The sequence below is a fragment of the Limosilactobacillus mucosae DSM 13345 genome (assembly GCF_001436025.1).
In the GTDB taxonomy this organism is placed as follows: domain Bacteria; phylum Bacillota; class Bacilli; order Lactobacillales; family Lactobacillaceae; genus Limosilactobacillus; species Limosilactobacillus mucosae.
In genome coordinates, this window is the sequence record NZ_AZEQ01000002.1 from 48,128 (window position 1) to 70,095 (window position 21,968).

The window sequence follows — 21,968 nt, forward strand, 5'->3', positions numbered from 1 at the left end:
CAGCGTGCCTTTTTGGTTTGAGCTGATGGAATTAATTTTCTTGACGATGGTAATTGCCAAGCAGACGCAGTGAGGTCGTATAGTTTTTCAGTTCAGCCAAAGTTTCGGTAATCCGCGGGTCAGCCAGATTGCCATCTAGGTCAACATAGAAATAATATTCCCAGGGGTTGCCCAGCAAAGGCCGCGATTCGATCCGCACCATGTTGATAGCATGCTCCTTAATGACGCGCATGACTTCATAGAGCGTACCAACCTCATTTTTCAAGGTAAAGATCAATGAAATTCGATCAGCATCCGGCAAGACTTCTGGTGCGCGGCCAAAAATGATAAAACGCGTGTGATTAGACTTATCGTTTTCGATGCTGGGTGCCAAAACGTCTAGATCATATAATTTGGCTGCTTCAGTCGAGGCAATCGCGCCAACTGCCGGATCCTGCCTTTCAGCGGCCATTTTAGCTGCCAGTGCCGTATTGAGGCATTCTTTTCCTTGGATCTGATGCGCGGCTAAAAACTGGCTGGTCTGCAAAAGACCCTGGGGATGCGAATAGACTTCCTTGATGTCATTGAGTTTGGCTCCTTTAACGCCCAATAGGTTTTGAGCAATGTAGATGGACTGCTCGCCAACGATAAAGAAATGGTACTTGTTGATCAGATCGTAGTTGTCATTGATGGCACCGGTTGAGGAATTTTCCATTGGGACGACGCCATAGTCGATTGCGCCGTTTTGCAGTGCCAAAAAAACGTCTTCAAACTTAGGATAGTTGCGACTTTCAACCTGGCCAAACCATTGATGCATGGCCTGAGAAGAGAATGATCCCGGGACGCCTTGATAGCCAACGGTAACCCCGGTTCGCTGCGGTTGTGCAATCATAGATAATTCCTCCGTAATCTAAAAAATTTCTTCTAATCTTAGCTGATTGTCTAAATTATGACAACCATTACCGGATTAGTTAGTGGTGCTTGTTTGGGAACATGCTAAAATAGACGGGTCGATAAAAGGAGATTTTTATGAAGATTATCATTGCTCCGGCTCGGAATATGAAAGCTGATCCGGATTCATTGCCGATTCAAGGCTTACCGCAGTTTTTGCCGCAAACGGAAACGATTTTAGATTATCTGCGCAGTTTAAGCTACGACCAGCTTCATCATCTTTGGTGGGACTGCAGCGAAAAAATTGCCATTCCCAACTATCAATGGGTGCAGCAGATGGATCTTTATCATCAGCTGACCCCGGCATTGCTGGCATTTACCGGCCTGCAGTACCAGCGGATGGCTCCGGGAGTTTTTGATGAGAAAGCACTTGGCTATGTTCAGGACCACTTGCGCATCTTATCGGGCTTTTATGGCTTATTGAGGCCGTTTGACGGAATCGTTTCCTATCGCTTGGGCATGGGTGATCGAGCTAAAGTTGCCGGGACCAGGAATCTATATGAGTTTTGGGGCAGCAGACTGGCCGATGAGCTTTATGCACAAGACGAGCTGGTTTTGAATCTGGCATCAAAAGAATATGCCAAAGCAGTCATTCCTTACGTCAAAGGCAAGCGTCAACTGGTCAGCTGCACGTTTGTCAAAGCAGAGCATGGCCGCTTCAAGACTCAAGCCACACGGGCCAAGATCGCACGGGGTAATCTGGTGCGCTATCTGGCTGAGCGTCAGGCTGATGATCTGGCAGTCGTAAAGCAGTTTGATCTTGGCTATCATTATGATGAGCAGGCATCGACAAATGATAACTTGGTTTTTGTAGCAGATTAGGATGGGAAGAGAGAATTGAGAATAGAGAAGTCAAGTGACAGTCGTGCGCTGGCAATTGCAACGATTGTCATGGGAATTATTGCCGGAGCCAGTTCCGGTTTGTTAAGCATTGTCCTGGACGCAACGGAAAGAGTATTTTTTCATTTTACCGAAACCAACGCGATTCCGGTCGCGTTTTCAGCCACGCCATTAAACCGGCTGCTGGCGCCGATTATTGGGGCTTTGATCGTATCAGTCGTCTGGTACTTTATGCAGCTGCACTATCGACCGGTTAAATTGGGCAAGGCCGTTGATGGCGAAAAAATGCCAATGGGGGCCACGATCATGCACGTCACGGCCCAGGTGTTCTATGTCGGGACTGGGGGATCCATCGGTCGGGAGCTGGCCCCAAGAGAAGCCGGCGCAATGTGGGCCCAGTCGTGGATTCGATTGGGCGATCAGATTGGCTGGCTTAAGCTGGCTCCAGAAGACCGCCGCCTACTGATTGCCGCAGCAGCTGGGGCCGGTTTTGCCGGCGTCTACATTGCACCGATTACAGGAGCGATGTTTTGCCTGGAGATCCTCTATAAAAAGATTGATAAAAAAGCCGTGATCGTCAGTCTGACCATGGCTGCGATTGCAACGATGGTCGGTGCGATCGTCAAAGGCTGGCAGCCGTATTATCTGGTGGCGTCACGTCAGTTTTCGCTGCGCTTGATTCCCTTTGTAGTGATCGTGGCACCGCTGATGGGCTTTTTGGGTACTTGGTACAAACGGTTGATTGGCCGCGCCAGTGCACTGCGCGTTAAGGATCGACGGATTTTTATTACAATGCCGCTGGCTGGGGCGCTGACGGGTGCCGTTGCCTGTTTTTTCCCAGAAATCATGGGGAATGGCCGGGGCGTGGCCCAGATGGCAATCAATGTGACCAGTGTTTCTCATTCGGCAGTTGCTTTACTGCTGTTCGGCTTTTTTGCCAAAGGGCTGGTTACTTTGGCAACAATCAGTGGTGGCGGCTATGGTGGGACACTGACGCCATCAATTGCCATGGGTTCGTCTTTAGGCGTACTGTTAGGGATGATTTTTATTCAGGCAATGCCTGGCGAACCGTTGATGCAGTTTGCTGTCTTAGGGGCAGCTTTTTTCCTGGCAGCTACTCAGCAGGCACCATTAATGGCAATGTTTATGCTGTTTGAAGTCTGTCATTTGAATTTTTCAGCCCTTTTGCCATTAGGATTAGGCGTGGCACTAAGCATGGCAATTTCCAGCTGGATGCAGGCTAAAAAAGCATAAGATAGAAGAAAGGACGGTGCTGATGAAGTCTAAGCGAGTAGATGCGCCGCTGGTGCCTTTGGCAATCGCGCTGGCAGCGATGTTATCGATTGGGGCGGCCGTTGTCTGGCATCAATGGCTGTTTTGGCTGGTGACGGTTTTGTTATTGATCTGTTTAGGGCTGTATTTAAATGCATCATGGCGCGGCAAAGAGCAGATAATTGATGAAACAATCACGTATCTGCATCTGTCTTCTGACGCGCAGGTGCTTGATCTTGGCACTGATCAAGGAAAGGTGCTGGTAAAGCTGGCAAAGCGCTTGACGATCCCAGGACATGCAACAGGGGTCGAAGTCGGGCGCAAATCTGCACAGTCGCATAATTCGCTTGCCCGCGCCAAGGACAGTCTTCAAGCTGCGGCAATGGCAGATCGCGCTTCAGTGCAGGCAGCGGACATATTGAATCTGCCATTTAAAGATCACCAGTTTGATGGGATTTTGATTTGGATGACGCTGCATCAGGTCAAGCCAACGATCAATCGCGCGCGTGCCGTTCAAGAAGCAGCTCGGACCTTAAAAAGCGATGGTACGCTGGCAATTATTGATTTTAGGCATTTTGATGAGTACCAAAAGATTTTGGCAGGGCTGGGCTTTCATGATATTACGGTTCACCAGTGCGGCGTCAACGGCTGGTGGGGTGTTCCATGGTTAAGTACTAAAATCTTATTGGCCAAGCGTTTCTAGCCGCAAGCAGGCTGGCAGTTACGCTGATGATTAAAAACGATTGAAAATAAAGCGTTCAGCGGTTTTGAGAGGCGATTGCCGACTGCTGAGCGTTTTTTATGAGCTTTTTTTAAATGCTGGTTGTTCTTTGGTAATGAAAAGCTTATCCTTATTCAGTATGCATTCGACAGGGAGGAAAGATTTTGAATAAGAGAACGAAAGGCATTCTGCTGGCCGTTACGGGAGCTTCTTTTTGGGGAACTTCAGGCGTTGCCGTGCAATATCTGTTTGGCGAAACGACGGTCAGTGAGGTTTGGCTGGTCGGGCTGCGGCTTTTAGGAGCTGGAATGCTGCTGCTCATCTTGGCCAAGCTAACTGGAAGATCGTCAACCAAGGCATTGTTTAGCAATCGTCATGACGTACTGCAGCTGGTTTTATTTGCCTTTTTTGGGATGGGCATGTCGCAGCTGACTTATTTTGCGGCCGTTAAGTACAGCAATGCCCCGACAGCCACGGTGATTCAATACTTGGCGCCAGTTATCATTATTGGTTATACGGCAGCTGCCCAGAAAATGATGCCGCGCTGAATCGATGTGGTATCGATCATCGTAGCCTTGGTTGGAACGTTTTTATTGGTGACCAACGGCAATCTCAATCATCTGGCGTTGTCGCCGCAAGCATGCTTTTGGGCGCTTTTGGCTGCGCTGGCTAATGCAATCAGCACGATGGCACCCGGGCGACTGTTTGCCCGCTATGGCACGCTTAATGTTACGGCCTGGTCGATGCTGATCTGTGGCATTTGTTTTATCCCGCTGTACTTTATTATGCCAATGCCGGCCCTGCGACCGTTAGACGTGGCCTTGATTGGCTGGATTATTATTGGCGGTACGCTTTTGGCCTATACGCTCTACCTGGCCAGCGTACAATATATCGATCCTAGTACGACAGGGATGCTGGGAGCTTTTGAGCCTTTGGTGGCAACGATTCTGGCGGTGGCGCTTTTGCACACTCAATTTGGTCCGGTCAATATCTTGGCCAGCTGCCTGATTGTTTTGGCAACTTTCTTGCAGATGATGCCGCTGCAGGCCTTTTCGCATCGTCGATCATTAAACTAACCAGGTTGTGTCAATATGAAAAGCCAAGCGTGGTGGGGATCCACCAGCTTGGCTTTTTGATTATTTGACAGCTTGTTTTTTGCCATTTAAGCCGTTACGGCAAAGATAGACGATCGCGGCCAGAACTAAGACGCCCGCGCCAACGATTACTGAGATGCGCGTATCAGGGTTGATAAACATGAAGACAACGATCATGATCAGCATTGCAAACGCAAAGTAGTTTGAAAATGGATAAAGCGGCAGTTTAAACGGATGATCCTGCATCAGTTCAGGATTATGCTGCCGGAATCGCAGTTCAGCCAACAAGATCACAAACCAAGGAATCATCCCTGGCAAAACGGATGAACTGAAGACAACGACAAAGAGATCGGCAGTTGACTTGCTGAAGTATTCGGCGAAGATGTCTAAGACAAAGCCGATCAGAATCCCGCCAGAAATTCCCAGAATTGCCGCATCGGGAACCACGTGCTTGGAAAGTCTGCCAAACAGGCGTGGAGCATTGCCTTCATGCGCCAAGCGGAAAAGCATTCGGCTAGAACTGTAGATCCCTGAGTTGGCACCGGATAAAGCGGCCGTCAAAACCACAAAGTTGATAATCGAAGCCGCTGCGGTAATGCCGACTTTGGCAAACGTCTCAACAAATGGCGAGCCGACGCTGTCTAATTGATTCCACGGGTAGATCGTAACAATGACGAAAATCGCACCGACATAAAAGATCAGAATTCTAAACAAAACGGATTTAACCGATTTGACCACGGCTTTTTGCGGATTGGCAACCTCACCGGCCGAGATTCCCAATAGCTCGATTCCTTCATATGACCCAACGATGATCGACATTGAGAACATAAAGCCCTTAAAGCCGCCGGTGAAAAAGCCGCCATGAGCCCAAAGATTGCTAAAGCCAATGGGATGACCGCCATTGCCAAATCCCAGCAGAATCACCAAAAAGCCTAGAATAATCATTAAAACAATCGTTACGACCTTGATCATGGCAAACCAGAACTCCAAGGTACCATAAGCTTTGGCACTGGCCAGGTTGGCGATGGCTAAAAAGAAGATGATGATCAGACCTGCAGCCCAGGTTTGAGTATGCGGCCACCAGTACTTGAGATATTCAGTTGAAGCAATAACTTCTGACATCCCGACCACGATATATTCAAAAACGTTGGCCCATTCTGCCATGTAGCCGGCCATTGGGTGCACGTAATGGGTGGCATAGTCAGCAAACGACCCCGTGCTGGGATTGACGTAGATCATCTCGCCCAAAGCTCGCATTACGATATACAGAATCAAACCGACAAAGGCATAGGCCAAAAGTACGGAAGGCCCGGTCCATTTGATGGTTGATTTTGATCCCATAAACAGTCCAACGCCAATTGCGCCGCCTAAAGAGATCATTTCCATTTGTCCAGCCGTCATCGTGCGCTTTAGTTTTGGCGCGACGTGGTTTTTCTCGCTCATGCTGTGTCCTCCAAAAATAAAAGAGCGATTCAAATTATGAACCGCTCATCATTACCGTTAAGCTTAATCAGATGTTGCGCAGCTGACCATAATCAGATGGATATTTAATTGGTTATGGAAAAACTGCATAAAAACTCCTTAAAAATAACTAGCTACCATTATACCGATTCTGGCAAAGAATACCATTTAAAATTAAAAAATTATAAGAATTGAAGGCTGATGAGGTACTCGGTTTCAATCTTTTTAGCAATTGGCGTTATAATGTTCAATAAATTTAACGAAATGAGGAAAGAAAATGGCAGACTCAACGCGTTTTTATGAAAAATTTCAACCAGTCCACTACGACATCTACCTGGATATCGACCGCGCCGCCAAGCATTTTAAAGGCATTACGACGATCAAAGGCAATGCTGTGGACACTAAGATTGCACTGCATCAAAAGTTTCTAAACGTTGCCAGCGTTCAGGCTGATGGACAGGACGTACCATTCAGCTTCAGCGACCGTCAAGAAGCCATTCAGCTTGAACTGCCGCATTCTGGCGACGTGGAGTTAAAAGTAGTTTATGATGCCAAGCTGACTGATACGATGATGGGGATCTATCCGTCATACTACACGGTTGCCGGCCAAAAAAAGCAGCTGATTGGTACGCAGTTTGAAACCACGGCGGCGCGGCAGGCTTTTCCTGGGATTGATGAGCCAGAAGCCAAGGCGACGTTTTCGTTAGCCATCAAGTATGACGAACAGCCAGGCGAAACCATCATTGCCAATATGCCGGAAGATCATGTTGAAAATGGCGTGCACTACTTCCAAGAAACCGTCAAGATGTCTACTTATCTGGTTGCATTTGCGTTTGGCGAGCTGCAGAGCAAGTTTGCCAAAACCAAGAGCGGCGTTGAGATCGGTGTCTTTTCTACGAAGGCCCATCAGCCAAAAGAACTTGATTTCTCATTGGATATTGCCAAACGCGCGATTGAGTTTTATGAAGACTTTTACCAGACGCCATATCCACTGCCACAGTCATATCAATTAGCCTTGCCAGACTTTTCAGCCGGCGCGATGGAGAACTGGGGCCTGGTTACCTATCGTGAGGCCTACATGCTTTTGGATCCGGACAATACGATGCTCAATCAAAAACGGCTGATTGCCACGGTCATCACGCATGAGCTGGCACATCAATGGTTTGGTGATCTGGTTACGATGAAGTGGTGGGATGATCTTTGGCTGAATGAGTCATTTGCCAACATGATGGAATACGTGGCTGTCGATGCTCTGGAGCCGGAATGGAACGTTTGGGAGATGTTTCAGACTTCTGAGGTTCCAATGGCGCTGCAGCGGGATGCTACGGATGGCGTGCAGTCGGTTCACGTTGCCGTTGATGACCCCGCGGAGATCGATACGCTGTTTGATGGAGCGATCGTTTATGCCAAAGGTGCGCGGATGCTGGTAATGGTGCGGGCATTGCTGGGCGATGAAGCGATGCGCAAGGGCTTGAAGAACTACTTTGCTGCCCATCAATATGGCAATGCTACGGGAGCCGATCTTTGGCAGGCATTAGGCGAGGCTTCAGGAATGAATGTTGGCCAGATCATGGAGTCGTGGCTGGAGCATCCGGGCTATCCGGTAGTCGAGGTCAAGGTTGAGGATGGCAAGCTTATGCTCAGTCAGCAGCAGTTCTTTATTGGTGATGGCGAGGAAAAGAGCCGTCTCTGGCAGATTCCATTAAATGCCAATTATAATCAGGCACCAGCGATCTTTAGCGAACAAAGCCTGGTTTTAGGCGACTATGCCCAGCTGCGAAAACAAAATGGTCGGCCGTTCCGCGTTAATGTAGGCGATAATTCGCATGTCATCGTTAAATATGATGAGACGCTGCTAAATGATATTTTGGATCACCTTGATGAACTGGGAGCCATCGATCAGCTGCAGCTGCTGCAGGATCTGCGTCTGTTGGCAGAAGGACGGCAGATTTCCTATGCTCAGATCGTCCCGCTGCTGAGTCGCTTTAAAGACAGTCGTTCTGGAATCGTTAATGAAATGCTGTACCATGTGGCTAACAGTCTCAAAAACTTTGTCCAGCCGGCTGCCAAGACAGAGCGTCAACTGCAGCAGCTGTTTGATCAACTTAGCGTCAAGCAGGTGCAGCGGCTTGGCTGGCTTTCACAAAAAGATGAGTCCAATGATGATCAATTAACGCGGCCAATCGTATTGAGCGCGGCCTTGTATGCGCAAAACCGTGACACAATCAAGCAGGCGCAGGCATTGTTTGATCAGTATCAGGATCATCTGGCGGATCTGCCGGCTGATGTACGGGGACTGGTGCTGGCCAACGAGGTTAAAAACTATGGCAGCCAGGAACTATTTGATACGCTGCTGGCGGATTATCAAAAGACTGCCGATGCCGGTTTTAAGCAGGATATCTGTGCAGCTTTGACCAAGACGCAGGATGATCAATTGATTGCCCAGCTGATTGATCGGTTTGAAGATGCCGATACCATCAAGCCACAGGATCTGCGGGCTTGGTTTAGAGGCGTTTTGGCTAATGATCATGGTCAACAGGCAGCCTGGGACTGGATCCAGCAAGAATGGTCATGGCTGGAAAAGACCGTTGGCGGCGACATGGAATTTCCAACCTATATTACCGTAATCTCTCGTATCTTTAAGACTGCGCAGCGATTGGCCGAATTCAAGCGTTTCTTTACGCCTAAGGAAAACGACCCAATGCTGAAACGCGAAATTCAAATGGATGAAAAGGTGATTGCCAGTCGCGTAGAATTGATTGAAAGCGAGCAGGCCGCGGTTAATGCTGCAATTGCTAAGACGGTTGCCGAATAACGAAACAGAAACTAAAAAACTGGCAGCTTTTGGCGGCTGGCTGATAATCCTGAAAGTATGCAGGAACCCGACTTTTATGATTGCTTGACTGCATGCCTTGTGAAGAAAGTATGGCTTGAGGGCTTGGGCGGCTTGAAATTACCTACTATCGACAGATTTTTTACCAAAAGTAGGTACATGCATAGCCGATTTATTTTGCTTTATCTACTTTTGCCATTTTTTCTGTGAATCGTAGGTAAATCTGTATATTCTAAGGCTGATAGGGTTAGACCGACTTTGTGAATTACCTCCGATTACGTGTTTTTATCAACATAGTAGGTAATGTTAGGGGCCCCTAACTCGATATACATTAGTTTTTTCCTACTTATACATTGATTTTTTCGAAAAGTAGGTAATGATGGTTTCGTCATATGTTTTATACAAAAATTTCTGCATAAGAGCCGCTATTTAAGCTGTTAATGACGGACCTAACCTGATCCAGATTGCAGCAGAGTCATAACTATGGCGAAATCAGTCCCACAGCCCCTCAAAGCGGGTATTGCCTTTAGAAGCTGCGGTGTTGGCATCGACCGGCTCGCCATTGCCATTAAAGAAATGAAACGTCAGGCCATTTTGCGGATCATAGTCGATCAGCGTGGTCTTGCCTGAAAAGAACCAGCTGTCTTGATCATCGATATGGTAGTTGATCTCATCGATAATAACCTGCAAAACCGGCTGTTTGGGCTGATCTTCTCTTTGATAGGACTGCTTGGGGCCATAATTGACGTGTCCATTGCGGCCACCAGTTGGAGTAAAGAAGCGCACGCCGCTGCCAGGCTGCAGATCCAGCTGCTTGATCAGCCATTGTTGAGCGGTCTTTGAAATTTTTAGCTGCATTAAATCACCTGCTTTTGTTTGCTAGAAAATAATTGTTTTAAGATGTTTGAGCAAGATTTATTCGATTCGCTGGCGTCATTAAAATCTAAGCTTAACCGATGACCCTAGAATATCGATGTTTGGGCCGTTATGCAAATAATCAGCGCTTGAAGCAAGCTTTGGATTCAGCAGTATCGAAACGCTGACTTGGCATATAATTGGCTGGCCCTCAAAAAGTGAGTCAAACTAGCGGCTAAAAAACGTCAGGGAGATTTTTGGATTTTGCTGCTAATCAGGCAGAATTTTGCGTTAAGATAGAAAAGACAGTGTCAAGAAAGAATTATTAATAAGGATTGATATTTAAAATGAATAGACATAGCTGGAAGAAACGCCTGCAGAACCTGGTTTTGGTACTGCTCAGCCTTAATCTCAGCCTGCTTGGCCTTTCTTCAATGGTTTTGGCTGATGGCGAGGCAACTGAAGAATCAACGGTTGTCGCGCAAGACAGCTTATCAGACAGCAACGGCCACCAATCGGGACAAAACGTGGGTACGAGCCAAGATGTCGATGCCAAGGCTGCGATTGCCATGGATGCTAAGACTGGGCAGATTCTGTACCAAAAAAACGCGCGAAAACGTTATCCGGTTGCTTCCACCATTAAGATTCTCACACTGGCCGTCATTGAAAAAGATATTCAGGCTCATAAGCTAAGCTGGGATCAAAAGGTAACGATCTCGCATCCAGTGGCGGTCATGGCCAATGACTGGCGCTTTTCCAACGTTCCCCTGAATGAAGGTGAAAGCTATACGATTAAGTCATTGGTTGATTCAATGATGCTGGTTTCGGCTGATGGCAGTGCCGAAGCGCTAGCCTTAGCTGACGCCGGCAGCGTGGCTAAGTTCAATACAAAGATGCAGCAGGTTGCCAAAGAAGCTGGTGTGACCGATGCCAAGATCTACAACATGATTGGCCTGGAGAATGGTGATTTGGGGACGCTGCGCTTGAAAAATGTCTCCAAAAACGCCGAAAATCAAATTTCAGCTGTCGATCTGGCTAAGATTGCCAGCTGGCTGTTGAACCATTATCCCGATGTCGTCAACATTACCAAAACAGCGCAAGAAGACTTTCCAGTCAGTGCCTCACAGACATATCACATGCAAAATATCAATCTGATGATCAAGGGAGCGGCTCTGGATCGAGCAGATGGTGAGATCGATGGCCTAAAGACCGGGACGACTGATTCAGCCGGCAACTGCTTTGTCAGCACCGGAACGTTTAACAATCGCCGCCTGGTTACGGTAGTCTTAAACGTTCCTGGCGACTTCAACAATCAGTTCCAACAGACCAATAACCTCTATAATCGCGTATTGGGTCGCTTTGCACCACAGACGATCAAAAAAGGTGCGCTGATCAAAGTCGGTCAAAAGAAGGCACGAGCAGCTAAAACAACGACGCTGTGGCTGCCTAAAGATACCAAGCTTGAAAAAAAGACGATTAAGATAAAGGGAACACTGAAAGGCAGCAAGCTAACGCCTAACGACATGCCACAGGTTGCCCTAAAGCTAAAGTAAAAGCAAAAGCGCTGATTCAGACTGTTCAAAGTCTAAATCAGCGCTTTTATGCTGAATCGGTAAAGCAGTGCCGATCTTAAACTGCTGGACCTATTTGTTTAAGATCTTGCTGGTTGATTTGGCCAGCTTTTCAATCGTATTTTCACCATTTTGCATTGAAGAGTTGTCATCAGTGTAGACTGCGATCGTATAGCTGTCGCTGGCGCCATTGTTACCGGGTATGTAGCCGATACTGTTGATGATCCAGCCATCGTCTTCGTCCAGCCAGCCGTTTTTAAGGTAGAAGTTGGTGCTGCCGGCTGAAATTCCCCATTGCTGATCGCTTTCAACGTTTTGCATCAGATTGCGTACATACGACTGCTGACTGGTGCTTAAGAGGTTGGATGAGTAGAAAATGGCGTTGAGCAGTTTAAGCTGATCGCTAGGAGTAGTAGTTGAAAGTCCCCATTCTTCATGGGCCTTAGAGTCAGTCATTCCCAGTTTGTCAAAAGTCTCCTGCAGGCCGCTTTTTTCTCCCAGCTCAACAAACAGAGCCGAAGCGGCGGTATTGCTGCTGTTTTCAATCATGGCCTGGGCATTGGCCTGCTCGCTGCTGTTTAATGTGCCCTGTTTCATCAAGAGACCGACCAAAATTGAGACCTTGACTGTGCTGGCCATGCGATATGAATGATTTGCAGCGTTGGATGCCGTGTAGGTCTTTTTGGTTTGGTTCGAGTAGACGGCAATGGCCACGTGTCCGTCAGCCTGCTGAAGAGTTGATTTCCAGGCGTCCTGCAGCTGAGTATTGGTACTGTCGGCAGTTGATGAGGAGCTGTTGGAGACTACCTTTTGGACGATTTTTAAGGGCGATGACAGTTTAACGCTGGCGTTACGGGAACTATTCAGACCAGGAATCAGCAAACCGGCCGTACATCCTAAGGCGACAAATATCAGGATGATCGTCAGCCATTTAAACAGACGGCGCCTTCGATTGGGTTTAAACTGAGTTTTTCGTGCTGGTCGCTGGTTCATTACAATTTCCTTCCATGATTTTTTTATTTAGAATATAAAAACTTTTGTAAAGACTAAAATAGTTTAACACCTCAAATTGAAGAATTCATGAATTTTGAAGCAGTTATGCCATGTTTGCAGGCAAAAGCTTTGTCACAGATTTTGAATTAATCTAAAGTAGATATCGTGATCAACATTGTTAGCTTAAGGAGAGGTTTATGACGTGGATAGATGATCAGCTGCGAGCTGACTTACAAAATGGCTTTATCGATGGCAGTCTGCCGGCTGGCGCACTGGGACCAGAAATCTTAACCAATCGACAAGGCAATACGATATTTAACGAAATCAAAAATGAACTGCGCACCTGCACGAATTTTAAGATGGCAGTTGCCTTCATTACGCCGGCTGTTTTAGTGCCAATTAAATCGATCATGATGGACCTGGCGCAAAAAGGAGTTGGCGGTGAGCTTTTGACGGGAACCTATCTGCAGTTCAATTCTCCTCAGGTCTTTGCCGAATTGATGAAGATTCCTAATTTGAAGGTGCGCTTGACTGGAGAGGTCGGCTTTCACCAAAAAGGCTACTGGTTTGACCATCAAGACTATGAGACGTTGATCATCGGCAGTGCCAACCTGACGATGGACGCGCTTTTAAAAAATGCCGAATGGTGTCTTAAAGTCAGCTCTAAGCATCAAGGAGCCGTTATTCAGCAGTTTGCAGCTGAGTTTGGCAATCAATGGCAGGCGGGGGTTCAATTAAACGCGGCATGGCTGACGGCATATCAAAAAGGCTGGCAGGCACCAGTCTTAAGCACAGCATCGCAAACGAGCCAGTCTGATCTGATTACGCCCAATGCCATGCAAAAAGCTGCCTGCAAACGAATTGAGGCGCTGTGCCAGGCTGGTGAAAAGCGGGCTTTGGTAATTTCAGCAACGGGGACAGGGAAAACGTATTTGGCCGCGTTTGCCGTTCAAAACGCCCAACCTAACCGCGTCCTGGTGATTGCCCATCGTGAGCAGCTGCTTTTAAAGGCGCGGGCCAGTTTTCAAAAGATTATTGGCGGTCAAGATCAAGACTATGGCTTTTTTACCAGTCAGCAGACGCCCGGCACCGCGCGATACGTGTTTGCCACGGTCCAGACGCTGGCAAGGCACTTGGATCAGATTGGGCCGGCTGATTTTGACTATGTGATTATTGATGAGGTCCATCATGCCGGTGCGGCCAGCTATCAAAAAATCATCAACTGGCTGCAGCCGCGCTTTTTATTGGGACTGACGGCTACTCCGGATCGAACCGATGATTTCAACGTCTATGCCTTGTTCAACTACCAGCTGGCCTATGAGATTCGACTTCAAGAGGCGTTAAGCGAGCGGATGCTGTGCCCATTTCAGTTTGTTGGCGTCAGTGACTATGTCTGGCAGGGACAGACCGTTAGCGAAAAAACGCCGCTCAAACATTTGATTCAGCCTGAACGGGTGGACTGGATAATCAAAGTGGCTGACTATTATGGACATGACGGGGATGTCTTGCATGGCTTGATTTTTTGCTCGCGAACCAAAGAAGCTCAAGAACTGGCCGCCCTTTTGACGCAGAAGGGGTATCCGGCGCAGGCGCTAACGGGACAGGATTCGGCAGCCAAAAGAGAGCAGGCAGTTGCCAGACTGCAAGCCGGTGAGTTGGTCTATCTGATCACGGTTGATGTTTTTAACGAAGGGATCGATATTCCCTGCGTCAATCAAGTGATCATGCTGCGCGATACGCAATCGGCAATCGTTTTTCTGCAGCAGCTGGGACGCGGACTGCGCAAAGCAGTTGGCAAGCAGTTTTTGACAGTGATTGATTTTATCGGTAACTATCAGCACAACTATTTGATTCCCCAGGCACTGACTGATGATCATTCCCACCAGCGCAGTCGGGCGCTTCAGACGCTGCGTGCCGAGCCAACCTTGGGAATTTCAACGATCTCATTTACGCGGCTGGCCTATGAACGGATCCTGGCGTCAGTTGAAAAGGCTCAGCTGACCGGGATGAGTCTGCTCAAAAGCGAGTTTAGTCAGCTTAAGCAGCGGCTGGGAAGAACACCATTGATGGCTGATTTTCAAAGAGCAGGAATCCTTGATGAAAGCATCTTTGCCGAAAAGTTTAAGACCTATCCGCGCTTCCTGCAAAAAATGGGAACAACGGTCAATCTCAATCCTCAAACGGAACCGGTTTTACAGTTTCTGACTGAGGAATTGGCCAATGGCAAGCGCCAGCATGAACTGATTTTATTGGCAATGCTGACCAAGCAGTCAACGATTACAGTCGCTGATTATCAAGCGCAACTGCATCAGAATGGCTGTTGGGTTGATGACGCGACCTTGGCATCGGTTAAACGAGTCTTGACGCTGGAATATTATCTGACTAAAGGCAAGATTGGCAGTCGGATCCGCTATGGCAATCAGTCCTTGATTATCACGACTGGTCAGCAGATTCAGCTGCACCCCCAGATTCAAAACTATCTGAGAGACGCTGAGTTCAGGCTGTTTTGGAATGATGCCATTGAAACCGGCAGACTGCAGGCTGAAAAGTATGATCAGAAACAACCGCTGACGCTCAACCAGCGCTATACCCGCATGGATGCCGTCAAGCTCTTGAACAACGCTCAATACATGGTGCCTAATGGAATTGGCGGCTATTATTTCATGGGTGAGACGGGGATTTTGTTTGTGACCTACCACCATTCAAATACGCGGGCTGCGATTGACTTTGACAATCAGTTTCGCAGCCGGACGCAGCTTTCTTTTTATTCCAAGACCAACCGCACGCTGAACAGCCGCGATGCCGAAAAGCTGCTGAATCCAAACGCCAGCCTGCATCTATTCGTTAAAAATTCAGATGAGCAGGACCAGTCGCAGTTTGTCTACCTTGGTCTTTGCCAGGTTATGCCGGGATCTGCTCATGAGTTTTTGCAAAAGGGTACCAATAAGCCGATTTTTGGCGTGGAGCTGTTGTTAAAACATCCTGTTGATCAAGCACTTTATCTGGCCTGGCAAAATGAAAGAGCGGCTCATCAGTTCCATCAAGAGAATTCATAAATAAAATAGAAAACGCGCGACTCAGGCTTCAGCGGGGCTTGAGTCGCGCGTTTAAAAGTATTTAATGGCGTTTGGCATGGCGGACAGGGGGCTTGATGTTGTTGAGCTGCCAAGTCAGTTCATCAATCGTCATGATCCGCGGATTATCGTCCCACTGGCGGCTGTCAGCAAAGTCGGCAACATCCCAGTAATGATTGAGCAGGTTGAGGCCGTCTTTGCTGATGGCAAGGTAGGCGTCTTCATGAACCGTGATTGCCAGGCCAAAGTTGATCAATGCCCGCAAGCGATGCAGAGCCGCCGGATTGCTGAGCAGCTGATGATTGATCAAAACGCCATCGTTATTAAAACGCAGCGGCTCATTGCCAGTCTGGCCCAGCTTTTCCAGCATGGCCAGCCAGACAAAATGCCAATAGCCAAGCTTGATGCTGCCAAATTGCGGCTGCTGGAAATTTTTTCTAAGACTTGCAACCAGCTCACGATGACTGCCATAGCGGCGCAGATCAAAAGAAGCATCGGCAAAGCGGCGCGAGCGTTCATTCTCATGCCAGGAAAAACGCAGATAAAACAGCCGCTGACCATGCAAAACGTTGGCGTAGATGCTTTCGGTCGACTTGGCCTGATTAAAGGCAATCAGTTCATAGTCGCGGTTAGGCAATGCGGCAATAATGGCATGGTGAATCTCATGCTGCCAATCGAGGGTTGCTTGCGCGGTCATTTAAAACTCCTCCTCTAGTAATGCTGACTTAATTATAAGCCAGGTTTTTATTCATTCTCAAACCTAAGCACTGCTGCAATGGTATGTTTTAGGACCGTCTTTTGCACAATTAGTTAAGAATGCCTGCTGACTCGATTGATTGGCGGAATTGTTGCCGTCCAATGCGGTATAATAGTTTTTAATGATGTTTTGAAGGGAGTTTTTGCAATGGATACCAAACAATATAAATTTGTTGGCAAGGACTTTGATATTGAAGCGGCCCCAACCAAAATCGATGGCTATAACGATGAAGACATGGCCATGGTTGAAAACGTGAAGGGTCAGATCGAAGCCAATCTAAAAAAACTGAAGAAATTTCAAAAGAAGATGTATTCAAGATCGCGCTATGGCGTCGTCTTGGTCTTTCAGGCACTGGATGCTGCCGGCAAGGATAGTATGATTGCCCACATCTTTTCTGGAATTGATCCGGTTGGGTTTACGGTCAATAACTTCAAGCAGCCCAGCAAGACTGATCTGAGTCACGACTATTTGTGGCGGATCCACCAGAAACTTCCTGAACGCGGGGCAATCGGTGTTTTGAATCGTTCCTACTATGAAGACGTTTTGGTTTCGCGGGTGCATCCTGAACTGATTCTTAATGCCAACCTGCCAAACGTCCTATCGATTGATGATGTCAACGATGCCTTTTGGGATGGCCGCTACGAAGATATTCGCCAGTTTGAAAAATACTTAACGCGCAACGGTTATGTCGTTTTGAAGTTCTTCTTGCACGTTTCAAAAGGCGAGCAGAAGAAGCGGTTTGAACGGCGCATCACTATGCCGGAAAAGAACTGGAAATTCTCCGCTTCAGACATCAAGGAGCGTCAATACTGGGATGAATACCAGCTGGCCTATGAAAAAGCCATCAACGAAACTGCTACCAAAAATAATCCTTGGTACGTAATTCCTAGCGACAGCAAGTGGTACTCGCGGCTGGTCGTCTCGGATATTTTGACCAAGCGGCTGGGCAAGCTGGATCTTTCCTTCCCCGAAGTTACTGCTGAGCAAAAGGCTGCCATGGATGATGCGCTGCACCGCTTGGAAAACGAAAAAGATTAATCAGTGAGGAAAAATATGGGCCTGGTAAATTCATTTGATCAATGGCAGAAAATAACCGTGCCGCTTGACAGCTATCTTAGTCTCAAACAGCTTAACGATGGTCAGTGTCAATGGGAGCTGATTGAAAAAAAGCATGCGGTACCAGTAATTGCAGACTGGCAGCACCGGCCGGCAAATGAGTTCAGCCATTTGCAGACCAAGCGACTGTACCAGAGCCTGGCACCGTTGATTCAAGATCAAACGGCGCGCCGTTGGTTTGTAGGTGAGCATCCTTGGTGGGACTGGTCGTTTAATCTAAGGTTTCTAGAAGACCTGACGCCAGACGATCCGCTGAACCAGTGGATTGAAGAAATGGCCGACAAGCTGGATGGCTATTTGGAAAAGCAGCGCTATCAGCAGGCGGCTGCAATGATGGCCGGAGTGTTAGTTAAAAAGCTGCAGATTTCGCCAGCCTTGATCGAACCATACGCGGTCTATCTAAAAGCCAGCGCGCATCAATTTGCCAAGCGCGGTTTGACGAGCGATCGCCATGTCACGGCAACTCAGTTAAAAACAGCTGCTCATCATCTCTTAAACCGGCAGTGGGATCGGCTGCAGCTGGATCTCCAGAATATCAATGCCTGGTGGGACTGAGTCTTGTAGAGCGGCTGGTGAAAGGAAATGCTGAGGCGTGAAAGTGATGGGTTATTGGCCAGACAAGTGATCTTGATTAGAAAGCTTTGCTGGAGGATTGAAAAACAGCGTTGGTGGCATGCTGACTATCAATGAATTGATGAATTTAGTTGCACTTGGCAGCAAAGTTTCATACAATAAACCCGTATACTATATACACACCTATTGCGCGACCCCTGCCTGGCTGATCAGTTGGACAGGGGTCGTCTTAGTCTAGGGGAGATTGCAATGAAGAAACGCAGAATTGTTTTGACGGTTGGGGGTATTTTAGCGCTGATTGGGCTGATTTTATTGGTCTGGGATTTTCGGCGCGAACTGATGCTGGTGGTTGACCCAACCGTGGCGCATCGGCATCAATTGATGAAGCTGATTCGTTCGCATGGGGCAGCTGATATCGTGCTGTTAACCATTGTGATTGGCCTTTTGAATGCGATTCCAGGAATGTCCAATTCGCTGCTGTGCATTCTGGCTGGTCTATGCTATGGACCATGGATCGGTTTTGCAATGAACTGGGTCGGCAACGTCTTGGGCAGCTGTCTGGTCGTTGAGCTGATCAAGCACGTTGACGTTTCGAAAAAAATCAAGACCAGTCGTCTGCTGACGGCACTGACCGATCAGCAGCATCCTTTGATTGGTTTGACGATTGGCTACATGATTCCCGTAATTCCCAGTATTTTGGTTGATTATGCCGGGGTTAGGATGAAGCTTGATCGCGGGCATTTTCTGCTGATGATTGCTGGTGGAATGCTGCCAACCTCGTTTTTGTATGCATTTGGCGGTGATGCACTGTTTAATGCTGATTTCAAGCGCTGCAGCGGGGCATTGGTCGCGCTGCTGATTCTGATCGCTATGTATTTCTTGGTTCGACGCCGGATGAAGAAACCGACCAGTCCAGCTGTCTAACGATTCATGAAACTAAAAACACCCCGCTTGGCAGTTGCCAGACGAGGTGTTTTTATAATTGCTATTGATTCAGGTAAGCTAAAAAGCGCTGATAGTCTTGATCGACCTGTTTGGAATATTGAACCGCCCAGTTGGCCAAGCCTTCATCCAGCTGTTTTTGCTTGCGCAGATAGCCGGCAATGCGAGGAGCGGTAGGGCTTTGGAAATGCGCCATGGCCAATAGAAAACTGCAGATCTCGGCATAAACGCTCAGACTTTCAAAATCCAAGCGGGTCGCGTCAATTGATTCCTTCATGTCTCGGAATTGGCGCAGGTAGTAGCCGCGACCATCAAAATGCGTACTGCCGAGAAAAGGATCAGAAGCCGACTGCAGAACCTTTTGTGCCGTAACGATCCGCCGTCCAGCATTCAGACTGCTTTTGATGGATTCAGCAACCGGCATGGCCAGCAGATTATAGCGCAGCGGCAAGGCTTCTTTCATCTGCAGGACCAGGTGACTGCCATCAATCCCGGTCAGCAGCAATAAAAAGCAGCGCGTACCAAAGCTGCCAACGCCGACGCTGTAGCGAATCACGTCCGAAAGATGGTAGCTGGCCAGCAAAACGCGGATGTCTTCTCTGACGTAGTTGCGATAGCTGTTATAGGCAGCTTGAATCTGTCTGAAAGTGTGGTCGCTGACGTGGCGGGCGCGGGGCGGATTCTCACGGAAGATCAGATGACCACGCGAATTGAGCGTCGTGAATTTTTTGATGACCGTTTCTGAGTTGTTCTTATGGCTCTTTTTGAGAATTCGATCGACGATGCGGCTCATTTCGGCACGATCGTTATCCTCCAGCGAGTTCAGCGTTTGAATCATATCATGAATCTCGTATGAAAAATAAAAGCGCTGCAGCAGAGTGAGCGTCTCGGCATGCTTGACGCCGCGTCGATAAACCTTGCACATGCTGCTTAAGAGCGCTTGCAGCCGATCTGGCTCAAAATTATTCTGCAGACCAACCAGGTAGGTGCTGACCAAAAGGCGCTTTAAGTCGCTTTCCCAATTGCCGATCCGAGATTCATCAAAATCATTGAGATCAAACAGCAATTTGCGTTCTGGCGAGGCATAGAAGCCATAGTTTCCTAAATGGGCATCGCCATTGATAATGATTGAGATGCCGCTTTGATACTGCTGCTTAAGGTCTTGTTCCATTAATTCCGCGGTGCCGCGAAAAAAGGCGAAGCGGCTGGCGGCCATGCGTTGATGACGCAATGGCAGCAGTTCAGGGATCATCTTGGCTTCGGTCAGCTTGATCAAATTGATTGGATCGCGCTGAACGGGAACGTATTCACCGAGCTTTTCGACTGGGACTTGGCGGCGCTGCAGCTTGCCATCGGTTTCCAGTTCGGCTTTCGTGGCGTTGACCTGGATTTTTTTTAAGTCAAAAACATCCAGAGGCTGATTGAGCATCACTGACAAAACTTCCTTCACATGTTTTTCAGCTGCCATACCGTTCCATGAGCATTGATCCGCTCATCAAAGCCTGCCCAGACCTGACAAGGATCATTGAAGAAACGCAGAGTCAAGATGTGTTCGCCATCATTGACGAAAATCTCGGCTAGCGAATGATCGATAAAAACGTCAAGCTTTAAAGGCTGATCGGCTGGCAGCTTTACGCTTCTTACCGTGCCAAAGTCGGGAGCGACAGGTTGGCCGGCATGACTGCGATCTACGCTTAGTTTACCAGTCCGCGTGTCAAAACGCACCTGTAAACCGGCAGAAAGATCCTGGGCAGCTGCTAAAAAGAGCGTGCCAGCTTGGTCGGCGGCGATGTCAACGGTCATCTCAAACTGGCGGCCGGTCTTGATGTGGCTGACGTTGCCATTAAACGATTCAGCCTGGCCGCGCAGTTCTTTCATTGCCGCAACGGGTTTTTGAAGCAGGCGGCCGTTTTGATAGTGCAGTTCTTTAACCTGGCTCAGACAGTTGGCCCAGTTTTCCGTGTCGGTAGGATAGGAAAGATCTGGCAAGCCTACCCAACTGATGGCATAAGCCTTGCCATCTGGCGCGTTGAAGGCCTGCGTGGCATAGACGTCAAAACCATCATCCAGGTTGACGGGAATCTGTGAGCTGTTGATCAGTTTAGCCTTTTCATAGTCGAAATCATCACCGGTCAGATACATGTTTGGGTAGATGTTTTCATAGTCGGCGACCTTTTTATCCAAGCCCTGCGGACAGAAAATCAAAACGGGATGGCCGTCAACGTCGATCAGATTGGGACATTCGCACATATAGCCCATTGAATCGGCCATACAATCAACATAGCCGACTTCCTGCCAGCCAGTCGTAAGCTCATCGCTGACCCATAGATCAATGTGTCCTTCTTGAGTGTCTTTTTCTTGTGCACCAATGATGGCGTAGTATCTGCCGTTGTGTTTCAACAACTGTGGGTCTCTAAAATGCTCGCTGATGTGATCGGGATTGACAAACAGTGGCTGGTCCAGCTTGGCTACCTGGTTTTGTTTGTCCAGCCAGGCTCCCAGCTGATAAGGCGTTCTTTGCCAGTCAGCATCACGATGATTGCCGGTATACATTAAGAACAGCCGATCATCAATTACACGGGCTGATCCTGAATAAGCGCCATGACTGTCATATTCAGTGTCCGGTGCCAGGGCCAGGCCATGATTCTGCCAATGTACCAGATCTGGTGAAGTCATGTGCATCCATGACTTCAGACCATGAGCGGCACCAAATGGGAACGACTGGTAAAAAACGTGCCATTCATTATTGTAATAGGAAAAGCCATTTGGATCGTTCAGCAAACCAGAGTTCGGCCGCACGTGATAATGCATCTGATAAGACGAATTGGCAGCCTGTGCCTGTAGTTTCAGCAGTTCCAAGGCGCTGTGCTTTTCATAAGGTAAGTAGCGTTGCTCGCGAGTCCATTCCATAATTTCAACCCCTCTGTTAATTTGAA

At 48.1% G+C, this 21,968-nt stretch carries 18 protein-coding genes; 11 read left to right on the forward strand and 7 right to left on the reverse strand.

Annotation, left to right across the window (positions count from 1 at the left end; genetic code table 11):
- Positions 1–31 precede the first annotated feature (31 nt).
- Positions 32–871, reverse strand: coding sequence for a prephenate dehydratase (locus tag FC47_RS01130; RefSeq protein WP_006500715.1), 840 nt, complete (start codon positions 869–871; stop codon positions 32–34).
- Between the two features lie 137 nt (positions 872–1,008).
- Between FC47_RS01130 and yaaA the strand changes: the two genes are divergently transcribed.
- From yaaA to FC47_RS10860, 5 genes are all read left to right on the forward strand, one after another.
- The gene (yaaA, locus tag FC47_RS01135) at positions 1,009–1,752 is read left to right on the forward strand and encodes a peroxide stress protein YaaA (RefSeq protein WP_006500714.1); all 744 of its coding nucleotides are present in this window, start codon (positions 1,009–1,011) and stop codon (positions 1,750–1,752) included.
- A 21-nt stretch (positions 1,753–1,773) separates the two neighbouring features.
- Entirely contained in the window at positions 1,774–3,024 is a 1,251-nt protein-coding gene (locus FC47_RS01140) for a chloride channel protein (RefSeq protein ID WP_039946114.1), read from the forward strand.
- 22 nt (positions 3,025–3,046) lie between these two features.
- Entirely contained in the window at positions 3,047–3,745 is a 699-nt protein-coding gene (locus FC47_RS01145) for a class I SAM-dependent methyltransferase (RefSeq protein ID WP_033934712.1), read from the forward strand.
- A 182-nt stretch (positions 3,746–3,927) separates the two neighbouring features.
- Complete coding sequence (locus tag FC47_RS10855) at positions 3,928–4,311, forward strand: DMT family transporter (RefSeq protein ID WP_056967580.1); 384 nt, start codon at positions 3,928–3,930, stop codon at positions 4,309–4,311.
- Between the two features lie 6 nt (positions 4,312–4,317).
- Entirely contained in the window at positions 4,318–4,839 is a 522-nt protein-coding gene (locus FC47_RS10860) for a DMT family transporter (RefSeq protein ID WP_235803975.1), read from the forward strand.
- Between the two features lie 60 nt (positions 4,840–4,899).
- Here FC47_RS10860 and FC47_RS01160 read toward each other — a convergent pair whose 3' ends face one another.
- Entirely contained in the window at positions 4,900–6,300 is a 1,401-nt protein-coding gene (locus FC47_RS01160) for an amino acid permease (protein ID WP_006500710.1), read from the reverse strand.
- A 295-nt stretch (positions 6,301–6,595) separates the two neighbouring features.
- Between FC47_RS01160 and FC47_RS01165 the strand changes: the two genes are divergently transcribed.
- The gene (locus FC47_RS01165; protein WP_056967581.1) at positions 6,596–9,133 is read left to right on the forward strand and encodes a M1 family metallopeptidase; all 2,538 of its coding nucleotides are present in this window, start codon (positions 6,596–6,598) and stop codon (positions 9,131–9,133) included.
- Positions 9,134–9,643: 510 nt separating this feature from the next.
- Here the strand turns inward: FC47_RS01165 and FC47_RS01170 are convergent.
- Entirely contained in the window at positions 9,644–10,009 is a 366-nt protein-coding gene (locus tag FC47_RS01170; protein WP_006500707.1) for a HesB/YadR/YfhF family protein, read from the reverse strand.
- A 431-nt stretch (positions 10,010–10,440) separates the two neighbouring features.
- Here FC47_RS01170 and FC47_RS01175 point away from each other — a divergent pair, with 431 nt between their 5' ends.
- The gene (locus FC47_RS01175; RefSeq protein ID WP_081036717.1) at positions 10,441–11,559 is read left to right on the forward strand and encodes a D-alanyl-D-alanine carboxypeptidase family protein; all 1,119 of its coding nucleotides are present in this window, start codon (positions 10,441–10,443) and stop codon (positions 11,557–11,559) included.
- Positions 11,560–11,649: 90 nt separating this feature from the next.
- Here the strand turns inward: FC47_RS01175 and FC47_RS01180 are convergent, their stop codons facing one another.
- The gene (locus tag FC47_RS01180; RefSeq protein WP_034540708.1) at positions 11,650–12,570 is read right to left on the reverse strand and encodes a serine hydrolase; all 921 of its coding nucleotides are present in this window, start codon (positions 12,568–12,570) and stop codon (positions 11,650–11,652) included.
- A 197-nt stretch (positions 12,571–12,767) separates the two neighbouring features.
- On the opposite strand from FC47_RS01180, the gene FC47_RS01185 reads away from it, so the two are divergent.
- Positions 12,768–15,626, forward strand: a complete 2,859-nt coding sequence (locus FC47_RS01185; RefSeq protein WP_056967582.1) for a DEAD/DEAH box helicase — start codon at positions 12,768–12,770, stop codon at positions 15,624–15,626.
- A gap of 61 nt (positions 15,627–15,687) precedes the next feature.
- Here the strand turns inward: FC47_RS01185 and FC47_RS01190 are convergent, their stop codons facing one another.
- On the reverse strand, positions 15,688–16,341 hold the full coding sequence (locus tag FC47_RS01190) for a hypothetical protein (protein WP_048345768.1): 654 nt from the start codon (positions 16,339–16,341) through the stop codon (positions 15,688–15,690).
- 207 nt (positions 16,342–16,548) lie between these two features.
- Here FC47_RS01190 and FC47_RS01195 point away from each other — a divergent pair, with 207 nt between their 5' ends.
- The 3 genes from FC47_RS01195 to FC47_RS01205 all read left to right on the forward strand — a co-directional run bounded on the left by FC47_RS01195 (position 16,549) and on the right by FC47_RS01205 (position 19,014).
- The gene (locus tag FC47_RS01195; RefSeq protein WP_056967583.1) at positions 16,549–17,439 is read left to right on the forward strand and encodes a PPK2 family polyphosphate kinase; all 891 of its coding nucleotides are present in this window, start codon (positions 16,549–16,551) and stop codon (positions 17,437–17,439) included.
- A gap of 15 nt (positions 17,440–17,454) precedes the next feature.
- Positions 17,455–18,072: a hypothetical protein gene (locus FC47_RS01200; RefSeq protein WP_056967584.1), complete on the forward strand. Its 618-nt coding sequence runs from the start codon at positions 17,455–17,457 to the stop codon at positions 18,070–18,072.
- Positions 18,073–18,339: 267 nt separating this feature from the next.
- The gene (locus tag FC47_RS01205) at positions 18,340–19,014 is read left to right on the forward strand and encodes a TVP38/TMEM64 family protein (RefSeq protein ID WP_056967586.1); all 675 of its coding nucleotides are present in this window, start codon (positions 18,340–18,342) and stop codon (positions 19,012–19,014) included.
- 61 nt (positions 19,015–19,075) lie between these two features.
- Here FC47_RS01205 and FC47_RS01210 read toward each other — a convergent pair whose 3' ends face one another.
- A complete protein-coding gene (locus FC47_RS01210; protein ID WP_056967588.1) occupies positions 19,076–20,461 on the reverse strand; it encodes a DUF2252 domain-containing protein in 1,386 nt (461 codons plus the stop codon).
- A gap of 17 nt (positions 20,462–20,478) precedes the next feature.
- Complete coding sequence (locus tag FC47_RS01215; protein ID WP_056967590.1) at positions 20,479–21,942, reverse strand: sucrose-6-phosphate hydrolase; 1,464 nt, start codon at positions 21,940–21,942, stop codon at positions 20,479–20,481.
- Positions 21,943–21,968: the final 26 nt, after the last annotated feature.

Bases quoted from the DNA above. Each gene is read 5' to 3' on its own strand.
- FC47_RS01200 (WP_056967584.1), top strand. From the start codon at position 17,455: ATGGGCCTGGTAAATTCATTTGATCAATGGCAGAAAATAACCGTGCCG.
- yaaA (WP_006500714.1), top strand. From the start codon at position 1,009: ATGAAGATTATCATTGCTCCGGCTCGGAATATGAAAGCTGATCCGGAT.
- FC47_RS01175 (WP_081036717.1), top strand. From the start codon at position 10,441: ATGGTTTTGGCTGATGGCGAGGCAACTGAAGAATCAACGGTTGTCGCG.
- FC47_RS01170 (WP_006500707.1), bottom strand. From the start codon at position 10,009: ATGCAGCTAAAAATTTCAAAGACCGCTCAACAATGGCTGATCAAGCAG.
- FC47_RS01180 (WP_034540708.1), bottom strand. From the start codon at position 12,570: ATGAACCAGCGACCAGCACGAAAAACTCAGTTTAAACCCAATCGAAGG.
- FC47_RS01215 (WP_056967590.1), bottom strand. From the start codon at position 21,942: ATGGAATGGACTCGCGAGCAACGCTACTTACCTTATGAAAAGCACAGC.
- FC47_RS01145 (WP_033934712.1), top strand. From the start codon at position 3,047: ATGAAGTCTAAGCGAGTAGATGCGCCGCTGGTGCCTTTGGCAATCGCG.
- FC47_RS01130 (WP_006500715.1), bottom strand. From the start codon at position 871: ATGATTGCACAACCGCAGCGAACCGGGGTTACCGTTGGCTATCAAGGC.
- FC47_RS01185 (WP_056967582.1), top strand. From the start codon at position 12,768: ATGACGTGGATAGATGATCAGCTGCGAGCTGACTTACAAAATGGCTTT.
- FC47_RS01195 (WP_056967583.1), top strand. From the start codon at position 16,549: ATGGATACCAAACAATATAAATTTGTTGGCAAGGACTTTGATATTGAA.
- FC47_RS01210 (WP_056967588.1), bottom strand. From the start codon at position 20,461: ATGCTCAATCAGCCTCTGGATGTTTTTGACTTAAAAAAAATCCAGGTC.
- FC47_RS01165 (WP_056967581.1), top strand. From the start codon at position 6,596: ATGGCAGACTCAACGCGTTTTTATGAAAAATTTCAACCAGTCCACTAC.
- FC47_RS01205 (WP_056967586.1), top strand. From the start codon at position 18,340: ATGAAGAAACGCAGAATTGTTTTGACGGTTGGGGGTATTTTAGCGCTG.
- FC47_RS01160 (WP_006500710.1), bottom strand. From the start codon at position 6,300: ATGAGCGAGAAAAACCACGTCGCGCCAAAACTAAAGCGCACGATGACG.
- FC47_RS01190 (WP_048345768.1), bottom strand. From the start codon at position 16,341: ATGACCGCGCAAGCAACCCTCGATTGGCAGCATGAGATTCACCATGCC.